Source organism: Streptomyces sp. NPDC088910, from assembly GCF_044749865.1.
GTDB lineage: Bacteria > Actinomycetota > Actinomycetes > Streptomycetales > Streptomycetaceae > Actinacidiphila.
The window spans coordinates 75593-96784 of the sequence record NZ_JBIVIV010000018.1 but is presented as its reverse complement, the minus strand read 5'-3'; the positions used below and the strand labels follow the sequence as shown (position 1 = coordinate 96784).

At 73.1% G+C, this 21192-nt stretch carries 18 protein-coding genes; 9 read left to right on the top strand and 9 right to left on the bottom strand.

Annotated features, from left to right (window positions below):
- Positions 1–104: 104 nt before the first annotated feature.
- From ACIP4Z_RS32620 to ACIP4Z_RS32610, 3 genes are all read right to left on the bottom strand, one after another.
- Positions 105–734, bottom strand: a complete 630-nt coding sequence (locus ACIP4Z_RS32620; RefSeq protein WP_355343899.1) for a hypothetical protein — start codon at positions 732–734, stop codon at positions 105–107.
- 93 nt (positions 735–827) lie between these two features.
- Positions 828–1655 carry an MOSC N-terminal beta barrel domain-containing protein gene (locus tag ACIP4Z_RS32615; protein WP_355343902.1) on the bottom strand — a complete coding sequence of 276 codons (828 nt, stop codon included), beginning with the start codon at positions 1653–1655 and terminating at the stop codon, positions 828–830.
- Positions 1656–1708: 53 nt separating this feature from the next.
- Complete coding sequence (locus ACIP4Z_RS32610; RefSeq protein WP_355343905.1) at positions 1709–2341, bottom strand: DUF6643 family protein; 633 nt, start codon at positions 2339–2341, stop codon at positions 1709–1711.
- 195 nt (positions 2342–2536) lie between these two features.
- Between ACIP4Z_RS32610 and ACIP4Z_RS32605 the strand changes: the two genes are divergently transcribed.
- Entirely contained in the window at positions 2537–3889 is a 1353-nt protein-coding gene (locus ACIP4Z_RS32605; protein ID WP_401313973.1) for a TerD family protein, read from the top strand.
- A gap of 54 nt (positions 3890–3943) precedes the next feature.
- Here ACIP4Z_RS32605 and ACIP4Z_RS32600 read toward each other — a convergent pair whose 3' ends face one another.
- Positions 3944–5101, bottom strand: a complete 1158-nt coding sequence (locus ACIP4Z_RS32600) for a glycosyltransferase (RefSeq protein ID WP_355344119.1) — start codon at positions 5099–5101, stop codon at positions 3944–3946.
- Positions 5102–5453: 352 nt separating this feature from the next.
- Between ACIP4Z_RS32600 and ACIP4Z_RS32595 the strand changes: the two genes are divergently transcribed.
- The gene (locus tag ACIP4Z_RS32595) at positions 5454–6215 is read left to right on the top strand and encodes a glutamate racemase (RefSeq protein ID WP_401313971.1); all 762 of its coding nucleotides are present in this window, start codon (positions 5454–5456) and stop codon (positions 6213–6215) included.
- A 46-nt stretch (positions 6216–6261) separates the two neighbouring features.
- Positions 6262–6813: a hypothetical protein gene (locus ACIP4Z_RS32590; RefSeq protein ID WP_401313969.1), complete on the top strand. Its 552-nt coding sequence runs from the start codon at positions 6262–6264 to the stop codon at positions 6811–6813.
- 76 nt (positions 6814–6889) lie between these two features.
- On the opposite strand, the gene ACIP4Z_RS32585 is transcribed toward ACIP4Z_RS32590, so the two are convergent.
- Positions 6890–8032, bottom strand: a complete 1143-nt coding sequence (locus ACIP4Z_RS32585) for an O-antigen ligase family protein (protein ID WP_401313967.1) — start codon at positions 8030–8032, stop codon at positions 6890–6892.
- 188 nt (positions 8033–8220) lie between these two features.
- Here ACIP4Z_RS32585 and ACIP4Z_RS32580 point away from each other — a divergent pair, with 188 nt between their 5' ends.
- From ACIP4Z_RS32580 to ACIP4Z_RS32560, 5 genes are all read left to right on the top strand, one after another.
- Positions 8221–8730 (top strand): NUDIX domain-containing protein, encoded by a 510-nt coding sequence (locus ACIP4Z_RS32580; protein WP_391050159.1) that lies wholly within the window; start codon positions 8221–8223, stop codon positions 8728–8730.
- 385 nt (positions 8731–9115) lie between these two features.
- Entirely contained in the window at positions 9116–11893 is a 2778-nt protein-coding gene (locus tag ACIP4Z_RS32575) for an AfsR/SARP family transcriptional regulator (RefSeq protein ID WP_401313965.1), read from the top strand.
- 343 nt (positions 11894–12236) lie between these two features.
- Positions 12237–13892, top strand: a complete 1656-nt coding sequence (locus ACIP4Z_RS32570; protein WP_355343925.1) for an MFS transporter — start codon at positions 12237–12239, stop codon at positions 13890–13892.
- Positions 13893–14072: 180 nt separating this feature from the next.
- Positions 14073–15146, top strand: a complete 1074-nt coding sequence (locus ACIP4Z_RS32565; protein ID WP_401313963.1) for a hypothetical protein — start codon at positions 14073–14075, stop codon at positions 15144–15146.
- A gap of 193 nt (positions 15147–15339) precedes the next feature.
- Complete coding sequence (locus ACIP4Z_RS32560) at positions 15340–15597, top strand: hypothetical protein (RefSeq protein ID WP_355343930.1); 258 nt, start codon at positions 15340–15342, stop codon at positions 15595–15597.
- Positions 15598–15673: 76 nt separating this feature from the next.
- On the opposite strand, the gene ACIP4Z_RS32555 is transcribed toward ACIP4Z_RS32560, so the two are convergent.
- The 4 genes from ACIP4Z_RS32555 to ACIP4Z_RS32540 form a co-directional block, all read right to left on the bottom strand.
- Positions 15674–16078: a PTS fructose transporter subunit IIA gene (locus ACIP4Z_RS32555; RefSeq protein WP_355343933.1), complete on the bottom strand. Its 405-nt coding sequence runs from the start codon at positions 16076–16078 to the stop codon at positions 15674–15676.
- Positions 16075–16749, bottom strand: a complete 675-nt coding sequence (gene dhaL / locus ACIP4Z_RS32550; RefSeq protein ID WP_355343936.1) for a dihydroxyacetone kinase subunit DhaL — start codon at positions 16747–16749, stop codon at positions 16075–16077. The genes ACIP4Z_RS32555 and dhaL overlap by 4 nt, the downstream gene beginning before the upstream one ends.
- 73 nt (positions 16750–16822) lie before the next feature.
- A complete protein-coding gene (gene dhaK / locus ACIP4Z_RS32545) occupies positions 16823–17815 on the bottom strand; it encodes a dihydroxyacetone kinase subunit DhaK (RefSeq protein ID WP_401313960.1) in 993 nt (330 codons plus the stop codon).
- 197 nt (positions 17816–18012) lie between these two features.
- Positions 18013–19521 carry an LCP family protein gene (locus ACIP4Z_RS32540; protein ID WP_401313958.1) on the bottom strand — a complete coding sequence of 503 codons (1509 nt, stop codon included), beginning with the start codon at positions 19519–19521 and terminating at the stop codon, positions 18013–18015.
- A gap of 292 nt (positions 19522–19813) precedes the next feature.
- Between ACIP4Z_RS32540 and ACIP4Z_RS32535 the strand changes: the two genes are divergently transcribed.
- Entirely contained in the window at positions 19814–20992 is a 1179-nt protein-coding gene (locus ACIP4Z_RS32535; protein ID WP_401313956.1) for an acyl-CoA dehydrogenase family protein, read from the top strand.
- Positions 20993–21192 lie beyond the last annotated feature (200 nt).

Genomic DNA, 21192 nt, shown 5'->3' with positions numbered 1-21192 from the left:
CCCACCTCTTGCATCTGCTGACCGGGGACCCACCGTAGCGTGCGCGGAAGGCGGCTGTTGACGAACACCGGTCCGCCCGCGGTCCCGCCCGGTCGTCGCGCCGCTCAGCCGCCCGCTCCCGCGCGGCCCCAGTCCTGGCCGACGCGGGCCCAGTCCCGCTCCCAGCTCGTCAGCCGGCGGCTCATCAGCCGCCACATCACCAACTGCCGTACGATCATCAGGAATCCGGCGGCGGACGTCGCGGCCGCGGTGCCCGCCAGCACGGAGTGCGTGGCGGCGGTGGCCGAATCCAGCGGTGGCGCGACCAGTTCGCCCGAGCGGTCCGTCCACAGCCAGATACCGCCCTTGCGCCAGACCTCGATGTCGCCGGGCACCGTCGCGCTGTAGACGGATTCGCCGTCCGGGGACTTCCAGCGCAGCAGATCGCCGCGGCGCGGATCGGCGGTGCCGACCTTGTCGGCGACCACGGGCGTCGTCGTGTCCGGCGGATCCAGCACGGTGGCGGGGACCAGCCGCCGCTGCGCGTTCTCGGTGCGCACCACCCGCTGGAGGGCCCGGTCCACCGAACTGCCCGCCCACCAGCCGAGCGCGGGGGTCGCGCAGAGCAGCACCACGGTGGCCACGCCGAGCCATGCCTCGACGAGATCGGAGCGGCGCCGCAGCGGATTGCGCCGCCACCGCCAGCCGAACTTCCTGAGCCGTGTGCGGTGACGCTGCCGACTCTGGCGATTCATGGACGGACCCCCTTCACACCCGTTCAACTACCGCAAACGGCGCGACTCATGCGTGTGGATCCGCGGGGGTCGCGGGAGCGCCGCGGCGACGCGTTACTCCACGATGGTCAACGGGTCGCCGACCCGTAGGGTTCCGGGGTTCTCGGGGATCAGATTCTGGCCGAAAACAAGACTCGAACCGATCCTGCGGTACTTGCCGAGGGTGTGCAGCGGCTCCTTGCCGCGCCCGGCGCTGCCCTGGTCGGTGGTGGTGATCACGCACCGCCCGCAGGGTTTGGGGACGCGGAAGGTGACCTCGCCGATCCGTACCCGCCGCCAGTCGTCCTCGGCCCACGCCTCGGTGCCGTCCACGACCGCGTTCGGCCTGAAGCGGTTCATCGGCAGCGGGCCCTCCTCGGCCCGCTCGCCCTGCGCGATCAGCGAGTTGAGGGCGGCGAGCGAGGCGGTCGTGGTCACCAGCAGCGGAAAGCCGTCGGCGAGGCTGACCATGTCGCCCGGCGCGGAGAAATCGGGGTCGACCGGCCGCCGGACCGCGGGGTCGTCCATGTGCATCAGCCGCACCGGGCGGCCGAGATACCCGCTGAACCAGTCGTCGGCCGCCTGCCCCGCGGGCACGACCTCGATCTTGTGGGCGAAGAGCGTCACCGTCTCCAGCGGACCCGGTTCAGGCACGGCGACATCGAGCGGCGGCAGCCCGGGACCGGTCAGCCGCAGACCGCCACCCCCCACGGGTTCGGCGGCCAGCAGCGCCATACGCGGCTGTTCCCGCTGTGTCACGGCCTTGCCCCGCTCGCGGTCGACCAGCATCCAACGGCGGTCAGCGGTGAGCCCCCACGGCTCCACGACCGCCGTCCGCATGCTGATTCCACGCAGCGACTTGACCGGGTAGATGTGCAGCGCGCTGAGGACGGTCGAGGTCATACCGCCATCCTGCCAGCACGCGCGCCGGGCCGATCGGCCCGGGAGGTACCTGATCAGCCCTGGTAGTAACCGCCTCCGGCGGCCGGGGGAACACCCTGGCCGAGATTGCGCCGCGGATACTGCTCCTCCGGGTGGCCGCCGGGCGCCTGCCGCGGCGGTACGGGACGAGGCGGCACCGGCCGCGCGGCCTCGTAGCCGGAGGGGGAGGGCTGCGGCGGCTGCGCCGGGTACCCGCCGCCGTTGCTGTAACCGTTGCCGGTGCCCGTCCCGTTGGAGCCGCCGCCGTTGAAAGCGCCGCCGTTGCCGCCGTTGAAGGCGTTCCCGTTGAAGCCGCCGCGCGGGGCGGCGGTCTGCTGCGGGATGTACGGCGCGGGCGGCGGCTGGTACGCGGGCGTCGGGTAGCCGTTCTGCGCGGCGGGCTGCGGCTGGGTGTATTGCGGCGAGGGGGCCGACGGCCCCGACGGCAGAGCCGGGAGGGCGGGCAGCGCGGGAAGGTTGCTGCCGGGGTAGCCGCTGTATCCGGTGCCTGTCTCGTACGGGGTGTAGGACGGCACGCGGATGGGGGCGATCTGCGGTGTGCCTCGCTCGGCCACGAGGCTGTCGTAGATCGGGGTGTCCGGGAAGGACGAGGACGAGGGGTAGTAGCCGCTGTAGCCGCCACCATAAGAACCGCGGGGGGAGCTCATGAGCCATAAGTTAAGCCCACGATGTGGTCGTTGGGGAGACCGATTAGCGGGTTGTTTGCGCTGCGTGTTGCGCGGTCCTGTCCCCAATATGAGCGAATCCGGGGAAAACGGTCAGCGTCTCATGATGTGATCAGGTAAAAGCCGTGCGTCCTTGGTGTTACCGGGCGTCTCGGCGCACGTGCGAGGGGGCATCCGATGACGCTGCGCAAGGGCGAGAACATGCCGCTGCCCACGGCGGTCCTCCAGGTGGAGTTCACCAGGCGGGCGGGTACGGGCATCCCGCGCGCCGACGTCTGCGCGCTGCTCGTGGCGGACACCGGGGCCCGCGATGCGGACGATCTGGTGCACGCCGCCGCACCCGTTCACCCCTCCGGCGCGGTGCGCTACGCGGCTGGTGGAACGCCGGATCCGGACCCGGCCGCAGGCACGGTCACTGACACTCTTTCGGTTGACCTCGCGTCCGTCGAAACGACCGTCACCTCCGTGCTGATCGTCGCCCGCTCCGACGGCGGCACCTTCGGCCGGATCCCCGGACTGCGGCTGCGCGTCACCGACGGGGGAGCGGAGGTCGCGCGCTTCGACTGCGAGGGGGCCACGGCGGAGACGGCGTACGTCCTCGGCGAGTGTTACCGGCGCGGCGGCGGCTGGAAATTCCGGGCGGTCGGGCAGGGGTACGGCTCCGGACTCGCGGGGCTGGGCGCCGCGTACGGGCTGCGGGCGGATCAACTGCCGGAGCGGCTGCCGGAGGTGGTGCCCGATCCCGTACCCGATCCCGTACCCGATCCCGTACCTGAGCCCATGGCCGAGCCCATGTCCGACCCTCTGCCCGAGGCGACGCGTGCCGTCGCTCCGGAGCCGACCGTTGTCGTACCCGTCGTACCACCCGCCCCGATGACGCCGCCCGTTCCGGCTTCGGCACCCGCGCCGGTACGGCTGTCCAAGGTCACGCTCACCAAGGACGCGCCGGCGGTCTCGCTCACCAAACAGGGCGGCGCGACGGGCGCGTTGCGGGTCAATCTGAGCTGGCGGGTCGACCCGGCCCGCGGCGGCGGGCGGTTCCGCAAGGGCGGCGGCGTCGACCTCGACCTGTGCGCGCTCTTCGAACTCTCCGACGGCAGCAAGGGTGTGGTGCAGGCCCTCGGCAACGCCTTCGGCTCGCTCTACCAGCCGCCGTTCATCCTGCTCGACGGCGACGACCGCACCGGCGGCAGCGCGTCCGGCGAGAATCTGACCGTCAACCTCGACCACACCGCCCACTTCCGGCGGATCCTCGTCTTCGTCACGATCTACGAAGGCGCCCGCAGCTTCGCGGGACTGCACGCCACCGTCACGCTCCAGCCGCAGTACGGCGCCCCGGTCGACTTCGTCCTCGACGAGTGCACCGTGCAGTCCAACGTCTGCGCCCTCGCGCTGCTGGTCCGCGAGGGCGACGACCTCGTCGTACGGCGCGAGGCGCGCTATCTGGTCCCCAGGCGCGGCGTGAGCCCGCAGCGCACGACGGACTACGCGTACGGCTGGGGCCTGAACTGGACGCCTGGCCGCAAGTGAGGCGTGGCTGAAGGGACTTGGTGCGGGCCTCGACGGGCTGGGCGCCGACGCGCCCTAGACGGAGGCGTCGGGTCGCGCGTAGGTGCGGCCCTTCCAGGCCGCGCCCCGGCCGCGGTAGTGCTCGACCGCGGAGTCGACGGTCATCAGCAGATACAGCGCCGCCGTGTACGGCAGGGTCGGCGCCAGCCACCACGGCTGACCGTAGTACCGCAGCATCGGTACGTAACTGGCCGCCATCGCCGCCCACGCCGCGAGCCCCAGCGCGCACAGCGGCCAGGCCCCGGCGATCGCGCCGCCGACCGCCGCGAGCGGCGGCACCAGATAGATCAGCGCGAGGCCGAGCACCGTGCCGAGCAACACCGCCGGATTGTGCCGGAGTTGCGCGTACGCGCTGCGCGAGACCATCCGCCACAGCTCGCCCAGGTCCGGGTAGGGCCGCACACTGTCCACGCGTTCGGCGAGCCCGAGCCAGATCCTGCCGCCCGAACGCTTCACCGCGCGGGCGAGCGCCACGTCGTCGATCACCGACTGCCGGATGGAGTCGGGCACGCGGGCGGCGGCCACGGCCGACGCGCGGATCAGCACGCAGCCGCCCGCGGCGGCGGCCGTACGGGAGCGGGCCTTGTTGATCCAGCGGAAGGGGTAGAGCTGCGCGAAGAAGTACACGAAGGCCGGGACGATGAGCTTCTCCCAGCCCGTCTCCACGCGCAGGCGTGCCATGAGCGAGACCATGTCGAGGTCGCGGGAGACCGCGGCGGCCGTCAACTCGCGCAGACTGTCCGGCCGGTGGGCGATGTCGGCGTCCGTCAGCAGCAGGTAGTCGGGGCCGCTGCGCTCGGCGGCCAGCGTGATGCCGTGCCGGACCGCCCACAGCTTGCCCGTCCAGCCGGGCGGCGGCTCGCCGGGCGAGGAGACCGTCAGCGGCAGACCTCCGTGCCGGTCGTGCAGCGCGCGGGCCAGGTCCCCGGTGCCGTCGGTGCTGCCGTCGTCGATCAGGAAGACCTCGGCGTGCCCCGGATACTCCTGGGCCAGCAGCGACGGCAGGCTCACCCCGATCACCTCGGCCTCGTCCCGCGCGGGCACGACGATCGCGATCGACGGCCACTCGTCCAGCGCGCCCCGCCGCGGCAGCCGCACATCGGTCCGCCAGAAACCCCCCTGCCCGACCACCAGCCACACCCAGGCCAGCAACGACACCCCTGCGATCACCATCAACACCGTCACGCACCGCAGTCTGCCGCACCCACCCCCCACCACCCGCCGCGCCCCGCCCTCCCCGAAGCCCGATCGGACCGCCTCCCTGCCCGCCGACGGCCGCCCGGCGGCTGCGGTACCCACCGCCTGCGGCGGCGACGACTTCGGTCCGGGCTGCCGCCGTGGCCCCATCCGCAGGGGCGCGGCCCCCTGCGGCCCGGCGCGCCCCGCCCTCCTCGACGCGGATCGGGCCGAACCTCCGACCGACGCGCGGCGGCGGCTCCGGCGGTGCGGGGATCGGCATCGGGGCGTGGGCGGGTCGGGGGTGGTGACGCGGCGGCGGGGCGGGGGGCGTCGCTAGAGTGGCGGGGTGAAGATCGCACTGGTGGACTCCGGGATCGGACTGCTCGCGGCGGCGGCGGCCGTACGGCGGCTGCGGGTGGACGCGGATCTGGTGCTGTCGTCCGACCCCGAGGGAATGCCGTGGGGTCCGCGCGGCGCGGACGACGTGACCGGGCGGGCGCTGGAGTGCGCGCGGGCCGCGGTCGCGCACCGGCCCGACGCGCTGATCGTCGCCTGCAACACCGCGACCGTGCACGCGCTGCCCGCGCTGCGGGCCGCCTTCGAACCGGCGGTGCCGGTCGTCGGCACCGTGCCCGCGATCAAGCCCGCGGCGGCGGCCGGCGGCTCCCTCGCCATCTGGGCGACGCCCGCGACGACGGGCAGCGCGTACCAGCGCGGACTGATCGCGGAATTCGGCAACGGCGCGCACATCACCGAGGTGCCCTGCCCCGGTCTCGCGGACGCCGTGCAGCACGGCGACACCGCGGCCGTGGCCGCCGCGGTCGCCGCCGCCGCGGCGCTGACCCCCGCCGGAGCGCGGGCCATCGTGCTCGGCTGCACGCACTACGAACTCGTCGCCGACCGGATCGCCGCGGCCGTCCCCGGCGCCGTGCTGTACGGCTCGGCGGACGCCGTCGCCGCGCAGGCGCTGCGCCGTGCGGGGTCCGCCGCCCGGGCGACCGGCGGCGGCCGGATCGAGGTCGTCCTCAACGGCCGGTCGGCCCCGCTCCCCGCGGCGGCGCTGGCGTACGCCGAAGGCGCCTCATTGGTGACACCCGCCACCGCCTGAGTGCATAGGGCTGCCTTCTGGTGGGTATCCCAGTACCCTTCACAGCATGACGCACCCTCCTCGGCCGGAGAGCGGCGCGCCCCAGGTCTGGACGGGGCGGGCCCGTAACCGCATGCAATGGGTGCTCGCCGCCTGTGGCGCCGCCTGCATGGCGCTGGGCATCGAGCTGGCCGTGGAAGGCCCCGACGCAACCTCGGGCCTGGCCCCGCTGGTGATGTCCGTGGTGGGCTGCGTGGCCGTCGGGCTCCTGGTGCTGTTCGGCACGGTCGCCTTCACGCACGTCAGGGTCCGGGTCGACCACGACGCGGTCGACGTGCGCTGCGGCCACATCGGAGTGCCGCGCCGCCGTATCCCGCTGGAGCAGGTCAGCGGCGCCCAGCTCGCGCCCCTGGTCAGCCCGCGCAACTGGGGCGGCTGGGGTTACCGCTGGCGCCCCGAGGAGGGCACCGCGGTCGTCGTCCGCCGTGGCCAGGGCCTGGTCATCGACCTCGGCAGCGGTCGCCGCTTCACGGTCACCGTCGACGACGCGCAGGGCGCCGTGGACACCATCCGCGACCTGCTGACGCTGCGCACCGCCCGCCACACCTCCGGCGCCTGACCCGCGTCCCGCGGGCCGGAGACACCCAGGCCCGCACACCCGTATCCGGGGCGGGCCCCGAGGCCGCGCCACCCGGTCAGCGCAGTGGACCGAATCCGTCGTCCGGCAGCAAGAGGCCGGACGCCGACCCGGCCACCGGCGGGCAGCCGTCGTCCGGCAGAGGGCGGGCCGTGGCCATGCCCGCGAGGAACCCGGCTCCCGCTGTGACCACGGCGTAGCTGAGCACGTGGTCGACGGTGGCGAGCAGGGCGAGCCCGGTGAGGGCGGCGCCCGCGGTGAGGACGACGGGGGTCGGGCGCGGCGAGCGCCACAGGGCGTACAGCAGCCAGCCGAAGGCGACGGCGAGCAGCGCCGCGCCCGGAATGCCCTGCTCGGCGGCGAGCTGAAGCGGCGCGGACGGCGGTGAGGCGGCGACGGCGGTGGTGGCGTCCGCGGGCGGACCGGCGTTCTCCTCGGTGAACCGCTCGGGCCCGACCCCGCGCAGCGGGTGCCGCTCGGCCAGGTCGATCGCCTCGTGCCACAGCTCGACCCGCGGCTGGGTGAGCTGGCCGGTCAGCGATTCGGACAGACCGGACGGCAGGGCGTCGACCGCGACGGCGTAGCTGCCGCCGACGGCGAGCGCGGCGGCCAGCGCCAGCCCGCACAGGCCGAGCAGCCGCCGCCGCATCCGGGCGGCGGCCAGCGAGTACAGGACGACGCCGATCCCCGCCGCGAAGCCCGCCGCCGAGCCCAGCGCGAGCGCGGTGACGGCGGCGCCCGCCGCCACGAGCCGCAGCCCGAGCCGCCACCCCTTGCCCCGGACCGCCCACGCGGCGCAGCAGGCGGCGCCGACCGCGAGGACCAGCAGCGCGGCGTCGGCGTTCGGATAGCCGAGCGGCGGCGCGTCGGGGTGCGCGGACAGCCGGCTCGGCGGGACGAGGACCAGGGCGAGTACGGCCACGGCCGCGACGGCGGGCGCGAGCACCGGCAGCAGCGCGCCGAGGATGCGGCCGGCCGCGTATCCGGCGCTGACCGCGAGGATGGCGAGCAGGGTGCCCTCGGGGCGGGCGGCGCGGCCCGCGGCGGCGATCAGCGTCCAGACGCCGCAGCAGACGAGGAGGGCGATGCCGACGGCGTCGGTGGTGCCGCTGTACGGACGCGGTTCGCGCCGCGGCGGGCGCGGCGCTCCGGCCGGCTTCGTACGCGTGGCGCCCGGCGTCCCGCCGGCCGTCGTGTCCATCCCCCGGTACCCCCTGCCACCCGGGCGCGACGGGGTACCGTCACACCCGCGTTCCCCGCGTGGGCGCTGTCTGTCGCCACCGTAACGGGTGACACCCCGACCTGTGGATACGTCGTACGGGAACCCGGCACCACGTGGGAAACCTGGTGCTGGTGTGGCGTTCACCGTCGTTCTCGTACGCTCTGGGCATGGCGATTCCCGAATTCATCCGAGACATCCGCGCGAAGGCGGGGGACACCCTGCTGCTCCTGCCGGGTGTGGTGACCGTCGTCTTCGACGACCGCGGCCGGATCCTGCTCAACCGCCGTACGGACACCGGAAAATGGGCGCTCATCAGTGGCATCCCCGATCCGGGCGAGCAGCCCGCCGAGGCGGCCGTCCGGGAGATCGAGGAGGAGACCGGGGTGCACGCCGTCGTCGAGAAGGTGCTGAGCGTCTTCACCAACGAGCCGGTGAGGTACGACAACGGCGACCGCGCCCAGTACATCGACATCGTGCTGCGCTGTCGGGCCGTCGGCGGCGAGGCGCGGGTGAACGACGACGAATCGCTCGACGTGCGCTGGTTCGCGCTGGACGAACTGCCGCCGCTCGGCCCGATCGCCCGCGGCCGGATCGACATGGCGCTGCGCGACGACCCCACGTGGTTCGCGCCCGCCACCGCTCCGGGAGCGGCGCACCCCGGATACCCGGCCCCGTAACAGCCGCACCGAGGACACCGGCCCGCGCGGGGGGTACGAACGAGGCCCAGGTGCGGAGCCGCCCCGTGCCGGTTCCGAACCCGGGCCTCGCCCAGGGGAGGCACCGCGCGTGTCCCGGCCATCGGCCGCCGGGACCCGAGGCGTATGCCATCGAGCCGATCTTCACGCCACACCCCCGTTGGGTGGCGGAAGACCGCCAAGCTTGTTTGCCTTCACCGCACTGATCGACTAATCAATCGACTACATCGACTACTCAACTGAAGGGCCTGGCTCAAGCATTGGGCACGGCGGCCTCAACTCGTCCTCAACTGGTCCTCATTGGAGCCCGCGGTCTATGATGCAGTTTCCGATCACAACGCCGGGCGAGCCCGGTAAGGGGGACGGCGTGAGGTTTCGGGTCCTCGGCGCCTTGGAGGCCTGGTCCGGTCGGACCCGAATATCCCTCGGCGGGCCCAGGGAACAGCGAGTCCTCGCGCTGCTGCTCCTCGAAGCCAACAGGACCGTATCGCTCAGCCACCTCGTCGACGCCCTCTGGGACGAGACTCCGCCCGCCACGGCCGGAAAGCAGATCCGCAACGCGGTGTCGCGACTGCGCTCGGCGCTGGTCGCCGCTCCCAGCGGGACCGGGGACATCACGGCCGTCGGAGACGCGGGATACCGGATGGCGGTGAGCGAAGGCGCGCTGGACAGTGCCGAATTCGACCGTCAGGTGGCCGCCGCGGAGTCGGCGCGCGTCGCGGGCGACCTCGCCGAGTGCGTGGAACTGCTGGGCGCTGCGCTGGAGTTGTGGCACGGACCCGCGCTCGCCGGCCTCTCGGGGCGGGTGATCGAGGCCAGGGCGGCGGCCTGGAACGAACGGCGACTCGCGGTCCAGGAGACCTGTACCGACCACCAGTTGGCCCTCGGGCGGCATACGGAAGTGGTCGCCTCGCTGTCCGCGATCGTCGCCGAGTACCCGCTGCGCGAGAAGCCGGTCAGCCAGCTCATGCTCGCACTGCACCGCGGTGGCAGACAGAGCGAGGCGCTCGCCGCCTTCCACGGGCTGCGCACCCGCCTGGCCGACGAGATGGGCCTGGACGTACCGCCCGCGCTCGACCTGCTGCACCAGCGGATTCTCGCCAATGATCCCTCGGTCGCCGCCCCCGAGAAGCCGCGCGCCACGGAGGGCGGACCGGTCGCCGCCCCGGCCCGCGTGCCCCGCCAACTCCCCGCTGCCTCAAGGCACTTCACCGGCCGCCGCAGACAGCTCAAGCTCCTCGACGAACTCCTCGACCACGCCGTGCAGTTCGGCGGTACCGCCGTCATCTCGGCCATCGACGGCACCGCGGGCATCGGCAAGACGACGCTGGCCATCCACTGGGCGCAGCGCAATGCCGAGCGCTTCCCCGACGGCCAGCTCCACGTCAATCTGCGCGGATTCGCTCCCGGCTCCCGTCCGTTGGCGCCGGTCGAGGCGATCCGCGGCTTCCTCGACGCGCTCGGGGTGCCCGCCGAGAGCGTCCCCGAGGAACTGGACGCCCGCGCCGCGCTCTACCGCACCCTGCTGGCGGGCCGCCGGGTCCTGATCGTCCTGGACAACGCGCGCGACACCGACCAGGTCCGGCCGCTGCTGCCCGGCAGCACCTCCTGCGCCGTGGTGATCACCAGCCGCAATCAACTGACCGGCCTGATCGCCGCCGAGGGCGCCACCCCCGTCACCCTCGACCTGCTCAGCGCGGTGGAGTCGCTGGACCTGCTGGCCCGCCGCCTCGGCCCCGAGCGCACCGCCGCGGAACCCGAGGCAGCCGCCGAACTGGTCGAGCTGTGCGCCCGGCTGCCGCTCGCCCTGAGCATCGCCGCCGCCCGCGCCCTCGTCTCCCCCCGGCTGTCGCTCGCCGACCTGGTCGCCGCGCTGCGCGACGTACGGCACCGGCTCGACACCCTCGACATCGGCGACGCCTCCACCGACCTGCGTGCGGTCTTCTCCTGGTCGTACGGGCACCTGTCGGAGTCCGCCCGGCGGATGTTCCGGCTGCTGTCGGTCCACCCGGGACCCGACATCACCGTCCCGGCCGCGGCGAGCCTGACCGGGGTGACCGTCGCCGAGGCGCGCCGCGCGCTGTACGACCTGACCCGCGCCCACCTGGTGATGGAGCATGTGCCGGGCCGCTTCACCTTCCACGACCTGCTCCGGGCGTACGCCGGTGAGCTGACCGCCACGCACGACAGCGAGGCGGAGCGCCGTACGGTCCTGCTGCGGGTGCTCGACCACTACCTGCACACCGCCCACGCGGCGGCCAGGCTGCTGAGCCCGGTGCCGATCCCGCTGACGCTGGGGGACCCGGAGCCGGGCGCGGTGCCCGAGACGCTCGCCGACGCGCGGCGGGCTGCGGAGTGGATGGAGGCCGAGGAGCAGGTCCTGATGGCTACCGTCACGCAGGCCGATGTCAACGGCTTCGACGTGCACTCCGACCGGCTCGGCTGGATCCTGATGGGCGTCTCCGACCGGCGCGGCCCCAACCCGGCCTCGCCGCCCGACCCCTGGGGCCCCCGGCGCTCCGGCGTGCACCGGGGTCTCGGCACCAGCTACTCGTGGCTGGTCGCCTACCCGGCCGCCCTCACCCACCTCGAACACTGCGCCGGGGTCTACCGCGACCTCGACGACAGCACCGGTCTCGCGCACACCTACTTCGGCCTCAGCTCGGTGCTCGAACACCGGGGCCGCTACCAGGAAGCGCTCGAATACGCCCAGCAGGCCGCGGAGTTGTTCAACGTCGTCGCGCACCAGCACGGCGAGGCGCGGGCCCGTAACGCGGCGGGCTGGCTGCTGGGCAGACTCGGCGACTTCGCCGCCTCCCTGACGCAGTGTCAGCAGGGCCTGGCGCTCTACAGCGTGCTCGGCGACCGGCCGATGCAGGCGGTCGCCTGGGACAATCTGGGCTACGCCCACCACGGGCTCGGGCAGTACGCGGAGGCCGTCGATGCCTTCGAACGGTCGCTGGAGATCACCCGGGCGTTGGGCGACCTCGCCGAGGAGGTCGTGACGCTCAGTTATCTGGGTGACACCCATCACGCCGCCGGTGACACGGCCGCCGCGGCCGAGGTCCGCCGCACCGCCCTGACCATTCTCGAAGGGCTCGAACCCCGCGAGGTCGCCGTGCTGCGCGAGGTGACCCACCTGTAGCCGCCGGTTGACGGACCAGCAGGCGGCTGTCACGGTTTTCCCAGGGGCTTGTCCTGCCCCACAACAGCCTCCGTGGGGGAACTCCCCTTCACACGGGGGCTTTTCGCCGCCCTGACCGCGCCGCGGGCGCCGGGCGAGTACACCCCCGCACCCGCGCGTTCACCTCGGCGATTCCCGCCGGTGGCCGCGCCGGTGTCACGCCTGTGATCCCTGCCTCACCGCCCGACGGCGATGTCACATCCGCTCGCGGAGGGCTCCTCTTGGGGCCGTAGAGCTGATCGTCGCCGCCTCGAACGACACACGCGACCGTGAGCGCCTGCCACGCCCACGGCAAGGAGGAATTGTGAACAAGTTGCGGGGCAACCCGTGGGCGATCCTGACGGTGCTGTCCATCGGGTTCTTCATGACACTGCTCGACCTGACGATCGTCAACATCGCCATTCCGGACATGGTGGAGCACCTGAACGCGTCACTCGACCAGATCCTGTGGATCACCAACGCGTACACCCTGGCGCTCGCCGTACTCCTGATCACCGCGGGCCGGATGGGCGATCTGACCGGCAAGAAGAACCTCTTCGTCTACGGCGTCGCGCTGTTCACCCTGGCGAGCCTGGCCTGCGGTCTGTCGCAGAACCCGTCGCAGCTCATCACCTTCCGCGCGATCCAGGGCATCGGCGCCGCGATGCTGCTGCCGCAGACCCTCTCCCTGATCATCGACGTCTTCCCGCACGAGAAGCGCGGTGTCGCGCTCGGCATCTGGGGCATCGTGGCCGGTGTGTCCGGCGCCGCGGGCCCGGCCGTCGGCGGCGTGCTCGTCACCAAGATCGACTGGCGCTGGATCTTCTTCGTCAACATCCCGCTCGGCGTCCTGGCGGTGGCCGGCGCCCTGCTGTTCATCCCCAACGCGGAACGAACGGTCAAGCACCGCTTCGACGTTCCCGGCGTCGTCCTGCTGTCGCTGACCCTCTTCCTGCTCTCCTTCGCGCTGATCGAGGGACAGAAGTACAACTGGAACGGCTGGATCTGGACGTCGATCGCCGCCTCCGCCGTGGTCTTCGCGGTCTTCCTGGTCTATCAGCGCGGCCAGCAGGACAACGAACCCCTCGTGCCGTTCTCGCTGTTCAAGGACCGCAACTTCACGATCATGAACTTCGTCGGCATCGCGATCTCGTTCGGCATCGTGGGCCTCTTCCTCCCGATCACCGTCTACCTCCAGTCCATCCTCGGCTACAGCGCCATGAAGTCCGGCATCGTGCTGCTGCCGCTGTCCGTCGGCACCTTCGTGATGGCCGGGCCCGCGGGTGTGCTCTCCGAGAAGCTGGGCGGCAAGTACATCCTGATGACCGGCCTCGTGCTGTACGGCGGCGGTCTGCTGTGGGTGATGTCCGTGGCCGACGTCGGCCAGAGCTGGACCGGCATCGTGGCACCGCTGTTCATCATGGGCATGGGCGCGGGCTGCACCTTCACCCCGATGGCCACCGAGGTCATGCGCAATGTGCCGCCCAAGCTCACCGGCGCCGCGTCCGGCGTCAACAACGCGCTGCGGCAGGTCGGTTCCGTGCTCGCGGGCGCCGTGGTCGGCGCGGTGCTCCAGGGGCAGCTCGCCTCCTCCCTCAAGGACCAGGCGGCGCAGCGGGCCGGGAGCGTACCCGCGGACTACCGCGAGGGGTTCGTGAAGAGCTTCGACAACGCGGGCAAGCACCTCGAAGTGGCGGGCAACACCTCGGGGTTGAAGCTCCCCTCGGACGTCCCCGCCGACGCGGCGCACCGCATCCAGGACGCGGGCACCGCGGTCTTCGGGCACGGCTTCATCGACGCCATGCACCCGACACTGCTGGTGTCCGTCGTGGTGATGGCGCTGGGCGCGCTGTCCTGCCTGCTCGTCAAGAAGATCGACGGCGCCTCGGCCAACCCCCACGGGCTGCCGCTCAGCGCGGACGAGATCGCCGCCGCGGAGGCCGCCGCCTCGCCCGCCGACCCGGCCCCCGCCAGGGGCTGAACCGGTACAGGGCGACATCGGTGCGCGGGCTCCGTTCCCCGGTTCGAGGGGGAGCGGGGCCCGTTTCCCGCACCGCGCCGCCCGTGACTCGCCGCACCGCACCGTACTGCGACTCGCCGCACCGCACCGCCCGCGCCCGACCCGCCGCTTCCGCGCAACCCCGAGGGGACCGTGCCCGCCATGCCCGACGCCACCCCCAGCCATGACGACGCGTACGACAGCACGCACGACGACACGTACGACACCGCCGTCAACGAGGCCCTGGAACGGCTCGGTCACGCCGGGTTCTTCCTCGGGTCCGGCAATCAACTGCGCGGATTCGCGCTCCACGCCCCGATGGGAGCCGAGGCACTGGCCGCCCTCGGCCACGGCGACCAGGTGCCGGACTGGGTCGAGTGGTACGCGGGCCACCGCGGCCTCGGCGCGCCGCCCGACCTCTTCGCCCCCATCGACGCGGCGGACCCCGACTCCTGGCGCGCCGCGCTCGGCGAGGCCCGGCGGCTCGCCGACTGGGCGACGCTGTTCCGGCGCGAGATCGACGGCGCGGGCTGGCGGGAGACCCTGGTCAAGTGGTGGCCCCGGCTGACTCCCGGCATGTTCGCCGGTCTGACCCACGGCGTGATCCGTACCGCGCACGCCGTACGCGGCATCACCGCCGTCGGCGCGCCCAGCACCGTACAACTCCATGAACTGGCCAACGGCCTCGCCTTCTGGGCCGCGCTCTACCAGCCGCCGGACGGCGCCCTCGCGCGCGGCGCGAAGGCCGTGGGCGCGGTCAGGACACTCGGCCGTCGACCGAAGTCCAAGCTGTTCGCCGCCGCCGACGCGCGGCTCGAACAGTCGGTGGACGCCGCGCTCGCCGAGCTGACCGCGATCGGCGCCGGACGCTACACCCTGATGCGGCCGGGCGGCAATCCGGTGCCCGCCATCCACGCCGTCACCGCGCCCGCCGCGGTCCGGATGACGCTGCCGCACCTGCCGCCGCAACTCGCGCTGCCCTCCTACGAAGCGGTCCGCGACGTGTCGGGAACGCTGCTCAACATCTTCACCGGACGCGGCGAGCCCGACCCCGCCGCACCGGCCGTGGACGCCCACGACCCCGCGGAGCGCCGCCGGATCGTCGAGGCCGCGGTCGAACTGCGCGACGAACACGCCATCAAGATCGCCGAGGTGGCGCGGCGCGAGTACGCGACCTACGAGGACCCGCGCTGCTTCGCCGCCGCCCACCACGCCGTACGGCTGCTTGGCGGCTAGGGCCTGTCCGGCGGACCGCGAAGGCGCTCGGTGAAATGTCCTGCGAAGTGCCCCGCGAAGCGCCGTGTGGAGGGCCCTCGCGCGGGTCGGAAGAACCTCCCCCAACCCCCGTCTGAGCAGCGGCCTTTGTCAGTGCTTGGCGGTAAAATCGACAGTGTTCGAGAGGGTTGGCCGACGCCTCAGGAGGATGCCGATGGCCGTTGCCGCACTGCCCCTACTGTCCTTGCCGAAGAAGCCGCTTCCCGCCGGACGGCCGCGCGAGTGGTACATCGCGCACAACCGCCGGCTCAAGACGATGCGCCTGGTCATCGCCCTGCTCGACTCGGGCGTCTACGACCCGGCGCAGGCGAGCAACCGCCGGATCCACGACACCGCCGAGCGCATCGGCGTCCACCCGCCGTCCGACATCACCTGCCGCATGGTCCGCGCCCTGATCAGCTACGGACGCTGACCCGCAGCAGCCCGCGGGCCCCCGCCGTCACCCTTGTGGGACGGCGGGGGCCCGCGGTCTTCTCCGGCGCCTCAGATCACAACTTGCGGTAGGTGTACGCGTCTTCGGCCGCCGCGGCCACCGCGTCCAGGTCCGCGCCGGTCGAGGCCGTGACGACCGCGGCGACCGCGCCTTCGAGGAAGGGGGCGTTCAACAACCGGCTGCCGGAGGGCAGTTCGTCGTCCGCGAGCAGCGCCTTGACGGTGAGTACGGCGCTGCCCAGGTCCGCGATGACGGCCACCCCCGCGCCCTGGTCGACCGTACGGGCGGCCGAGACGATCAGATCGGAGCTGGTGCCGAGCCCGCCGTCCGGGCCGCCGCCGGCCGCGACGACCGGCACATCGGTCGCGCCGCCGGTCAGTCCGGTGGCGAGCGCGACGACGGAGGCCGCGACGGAGGCGCTGTGCGACACGAGCACTATGCCGACTATCGGGGTGGTCACGCGGCACCGTCCCGCGCCGTGGCGGCCAGCGCGTCGACCAGGAGGGCCGCCGAGGTCGCGCCCGGGTCCTGGTGGCCGACGCTGCGCTCGCCGAGGTAGCTGGCCCGGCCCTTGCGGGCGCGCAGCGGCGTGGTGGCCTTCGCGCCCTCGTCGGCCGCGGAGGCCGCGGCGGCCAGGCCCTCGGCCAGCGAGCCGCCCGCGTCGAGCGCGCCGGTCAGCGCGTCCACCGCCGGGAGCAGCGCGTCCAGCATCGTCTTGTCCCCGGCCGACGCGCCGCCCAGCTGGGCGACCCCGTCCACCCCCGCGCGCAGCGCGTCCCGCAGCCGGTCCGCGCCGACGGCCTCCTCGTCGCCCAGCTCCTTGCCCGCCTTGCGCAGCAGCGTGCCGTACAGCGGCCCCGACGCCCCGCCGACCGTGCTGATCAGCGTCCGGCCCACCAGCACCAGCACGCCGCCGGGCGTGCCGGGCGGTTCCTGCTCGACGGCGTCGCGCGCCGCGATGAAACCGCGCCGCATATTGCTGCCGTGGTCGGCGTCGCCGATTGGCGAGTCGAGTTCGGTCAGCCGCTCGGACTCGCGGTCGACGGAGGCGGTGGCCGTGTCCAGCCAGCGCCGCACGAAGTCCGCGTCGACGGTGGAGCCGGCGGATCCGGGGGAGGGGAGGGCATTCATACGGTTGTACGGTCCTTTCGGCGGTGGCGGCCGGTGGCCGGGAGCGGTCGGTACGGCGCGGGAGAGCGGGCGCTCAGCAGCCCCAGCGCAGCGCGGGCGTCGAGACCGGCGCGTCCCACAGCCCCAGCAGCTCCTCGTCGACCTGGCAGATCGACACCGAGCAGCCCGCCATGTCGAGCGAGGTCACATAGTTACCGACCAGTGTGCGCGCGACCGGGACCTTGCGTTCGGTCAGGGCCCGGTGCACCTCGGCGTTGAAGCCGTACAGCTCCAGCAGCGGCGTCGCGCCCATCCCGTTGACCAGCACGATCACCGGTCCGTCCGGCTGAAGGTCCTCCACGACCGCGTCGACCGTCACATCGGCGATCTCGCCGGACGTCATCATGGCCCGGCGCTCGCGCCCCGGCTCGCCGTGGATGCCGATGCCCAGCTCCAGCTCGCCGCTGGGCAGGTCGAAGGTCGGGGTGCCCTTGGCAGGCGTGGTCACGGCGCTGAGCGCCACGCCGAAGCTGCGCGAGGACTCGTTGACCCGGCGGGCCACGGCCGCCACCCGGTCGAGCGGCGCTCCCGCGTCGGCCGCGGCGCCTGCCAGCTTCTCCACGAAGAGCGTCGCACCGGTACCGCGCCGTCCCGCGGTGAAGAGGCTGTCGACCACCGCCACGTCGTCGTTGACCAGGACCTTGGCGACCTGCACGCCCTCGTCCTCCGCCAGCTCGGCGGCCATGTCGAAGTTGAGCACGTCACCGGTGTAGTTCTTCACGATGAACAGCACCCCGGCCCCGCTGTCGACCGCGGCGGCGGCCCGTACCATCTGGTCCGGCACGGGCGAGGTGAAGACCTCGCCGGGACAGGCGGCGTCCAGCATCCCGCGCCCGACGAATCCGCCGTGCAGCGGCTCGTGCCCGGAACCACCGCCGGACACCAGACCGACCTTCCCCTCGTACGGCGCCCCCCGCCGCACGATCACCCGCCGCTCGACGTCGACGGTCAGCTCCGGATGCGCCGCCGCCATCCCGCGCAGCGCGTCGGCGACCACGGTCTCGGCGACGTTGATCAGCATCTTCATCAGTACCTCCTGAGAAGGTCGGCAGTGCGGCGACCGGGGGCCCTCGTCCAGGTCAAGGGGCCGGACGCGGTTCGGGGACCGCCTTGCCCGGTCGGCCCACGGCATGCTCCGGCCGGGCTGTCGCGTCTCCCCCCAGTATCGCCGCATACGCGCCGCACAGCGCGTTCCGCACCCGTGTGCTCAGGTGAGCGGGGCGGTCAGGGCGCGGAGACCGGGATCCAGGGGGTGGCGCGGAAGGCGGCGCTCGGGGTCAGGGTCTCGCCACGCACAGTGACCGCGGGTCCGGTGGCGACCCGCGCGCAGGCGGCCTTTCCGCCGGCGGTACGGCCGAAGGCGTGGGTCAGGGGCGGGGCCGGAGTCGGGCGCGGGGTGGCGGTGGCCGCCTCGCCGCCGTAGGGGTCCCCCGCCGCGTCCCCTGACGGGTCGCCGTCGTCACCACCCGTGACCCCCGCCGTGGAATCCGTGGAGTCCTTGGGGCCCGTGGCGTCCGTCGGATCGTCGGGCTTGCCGTCGATCGCCCGGGAGTCCGTGACGGTCAGCGGGAGGTCGGCCGCGATGGCGGCGAACAGGCGGCGGCCGGAGTGCGAGACGACCACGCGGTCGGGATCCTCCGGATCGGGCATGTTGGGCATGGTGACGAACGCGATCCGCGCCGACGGCACCTTGCGCAGGTCGTCGATCAGGCCGACCAGCCGGGAGACGCTCCCGAGCCGGGTGTCCACGGTCAGCGCCCGGGTGGCCGCGTCCGCGAGGTCCAGCAGCGAGGCCGGGTCGGTGAACGTGCTGTTCTCGCGCAGCCGGTGGGCGAGCGCGCCGAGGAAGAGATGCTGCGCGTCCGTACGGCCGAGGTCGCTGCCGTCGCCGAACGCGTGGCGCGAGCGCAGGAACTGGAGCGCGGCCGTGCCCTGGAGTTCGTGCCTGCCCTTGGCCAGCTTCAGGTGCGAGTAAGAGTCGTACACATTGCGGTCCACGCAGACCGGGACGCCGCCGACCGCGTCGGACATCCGGACCACGCCCGCGAAGTCGGCCATCACGAAGTGGTCGATGGGGATCCGCGTGAGCGCGTGCACGGCCGCGACCGTACAGCCGGGGCCGTAGCGCAGCGTGGAGTTGATCTGGGCGTGCCGGGGCTCGGTGACACCGCCGTGCGGGTCGCGGCAGGCGGGCAGGTCGGTGACCGTGTCGCGGGGGATGCTGAGCACCGAGGCGTGCGAGCGGTCGGCGGAGATGTGCAGCACCATGCCCACGTCCGCGTTCTGCCCCGGGCCGCAGTCGCCGCCGAGCCGGCAGTCCTCCGGGTCCGCGCGGGTGTCGGAGCCGATCACCAGCACATTGATCGGGGTCCTGCCGAAGGCGTCGGCCCGCTCGGTGCCCGCGTCGCCGCCGACCCCGCCGAACAGGGGCAGATCGCGGATGTTGCCGTCCAGGCGGAGGTAGAGGAAGGCGCCGGTCGCGGCGGTCAGCAGGACCAGGACGGAGACGGCGAGCGCGGTCACCCGCATCGTCCGCCGCCCTCGGTGCCGCCGGACGCCGAGGGCTGTGGCGCCCGGCACGGACGGCGTGTCCTCCTCGGGGGATTCCCCGTCTTCGGCCACCGGTTCCCCGCCTTCGGCCACCGGTACCCCGTCTTCGGCCACCGGTTCCCCGCCGGCCCCCGGCGGCCCGGTCCGGTCGTCCTCGTGGGGGTCGTCCTGCCCGTCGGCCATACGTGTGTGCGTCCCTCGCGTCCGTCCACGGACCGGTGGACACGGCGCCCACCAGCGAAATTGCAGTATCACCCACGGCGGCGGCGAATCCCGGCTGCCCGCGGGCGGGGTGTCGTGGACCGTCGCGGCACCCGGCCGCCCCCGTTCCCGCGCCGGGCTATCGGCCGTCGCCGCCCCTCGCACGGCCCTTCCGAATTTCTGGAACGCGTTCTACTGTGTGCGCCGGTATCGGGGCAGCGGCCGGCACCGCCGACGCGTCCCGACGGGAGTCCCGAAGAGTTCAGGAGGGGCCGTGGACCTGGAATACACGCCCGAACAGCGGCGGCTGCGCGCCGAGTTGCGCGACTACTTCGCCGGTCTCGTACCGGACAGCGCCTACGCCCGGCACGACGACCCCGCCGCACGCAAGGACTTCTACCGGCGGACGATCCGCGAGCTCGGCGCCGACCGCTGGCTCGGGATCGGCTGGCCCACCGAATTCGGCGGGCGCGGGATGACGCCGATGGCGCAGTTCATCTTCTTCGACGAGGCCGCGCAGGCCGGGGTGCCGCTGCCGCTGATGGCACTCAACACCGTCGGTCCGACGATCATGCAGTTCGGCACGGATGAGCAGAAGGCGTACTTCCTGCCGAAGATCGTCGCGGGCGAGATCGACTTCGCCATCGGCTACTCGGAGCCCGACGCGGGCACCGACCTCGCCGCGCTCAAGACCCGCGCGGTGCGCGACGGCGACACGTACGTGGTCAACGGCCAGAAGATCTGGACCACCAACGGCGACACCGCCGACTGGGTGTGGCTCGCGGTGCGCACCGATCCGGACGCGCCGCCGCACAAGGGCATCAGCATGCTGCTGGTGCCGACCACCGACCCCGGCTACTCCTGCTCGGTGATCAACACCCTGGCCTCGCACGACACGACCGCCAGCTACTACGACGACGTCCGCGTGCCCGTCGCCCGCAGGGTCGGCGAGGAGAACAAGGGCTGGCGGCTGATCACCACCCAGCTCAACCACGAGCGGGTCACGTTGGCCGCGCACGGCACCATGGCGATCCGCGCCCTGCACGACGTCCAGCGCTGGGCCGCCGACACCAAGCTCGACGACGGCCGCCGCGTCATCGACCTCGGCTGGGTCCGCGGCCGGCTGGCCCGCGCGCACACCCGGCTCGACGCCATGAAGCTGCTCAACTGGCAGATGGTGGACGCCCTCCAGCGCGGCACCCTCACCCCGCAGGACGCCTCCGCGGTCAAGGTCTACGGCAGCGAGGCCCGGCGGGACGCGTACGCCTGGCTGATGGAGGTGACCGCGGCGGCCGGACCGCTGAAGGAGGGCTCGGCGGGCGCCGTGCTCCACGGCGAGCTGGAACGCGGCTACCGCAGCGCCGTCATCTTCACCTTCGGCGGCGGCAACAACGAGATCCAGCGCGAGATCATCTCCTGGATCGGCCTGGGGATGCCGCGCGTCCGCCGCTAGGACCTGTGCGGCGGGTGCCCGGCTGTTCGGCCCCCGCCGGGGCGCGTGCCCGTGGCGGTCCGGCGGGTCGGAGCCGTCACCCGGCCGTCGGTCCGACTGGTGGGGCCCGGCGCCCGTCACCCGTCACCCGCCCGGCGGGCCGCGGCTTCGCGAGTCCGCGGCCGTTTTGCCCTGATGCGCTGTGCCGCTTGTCGGCGGTC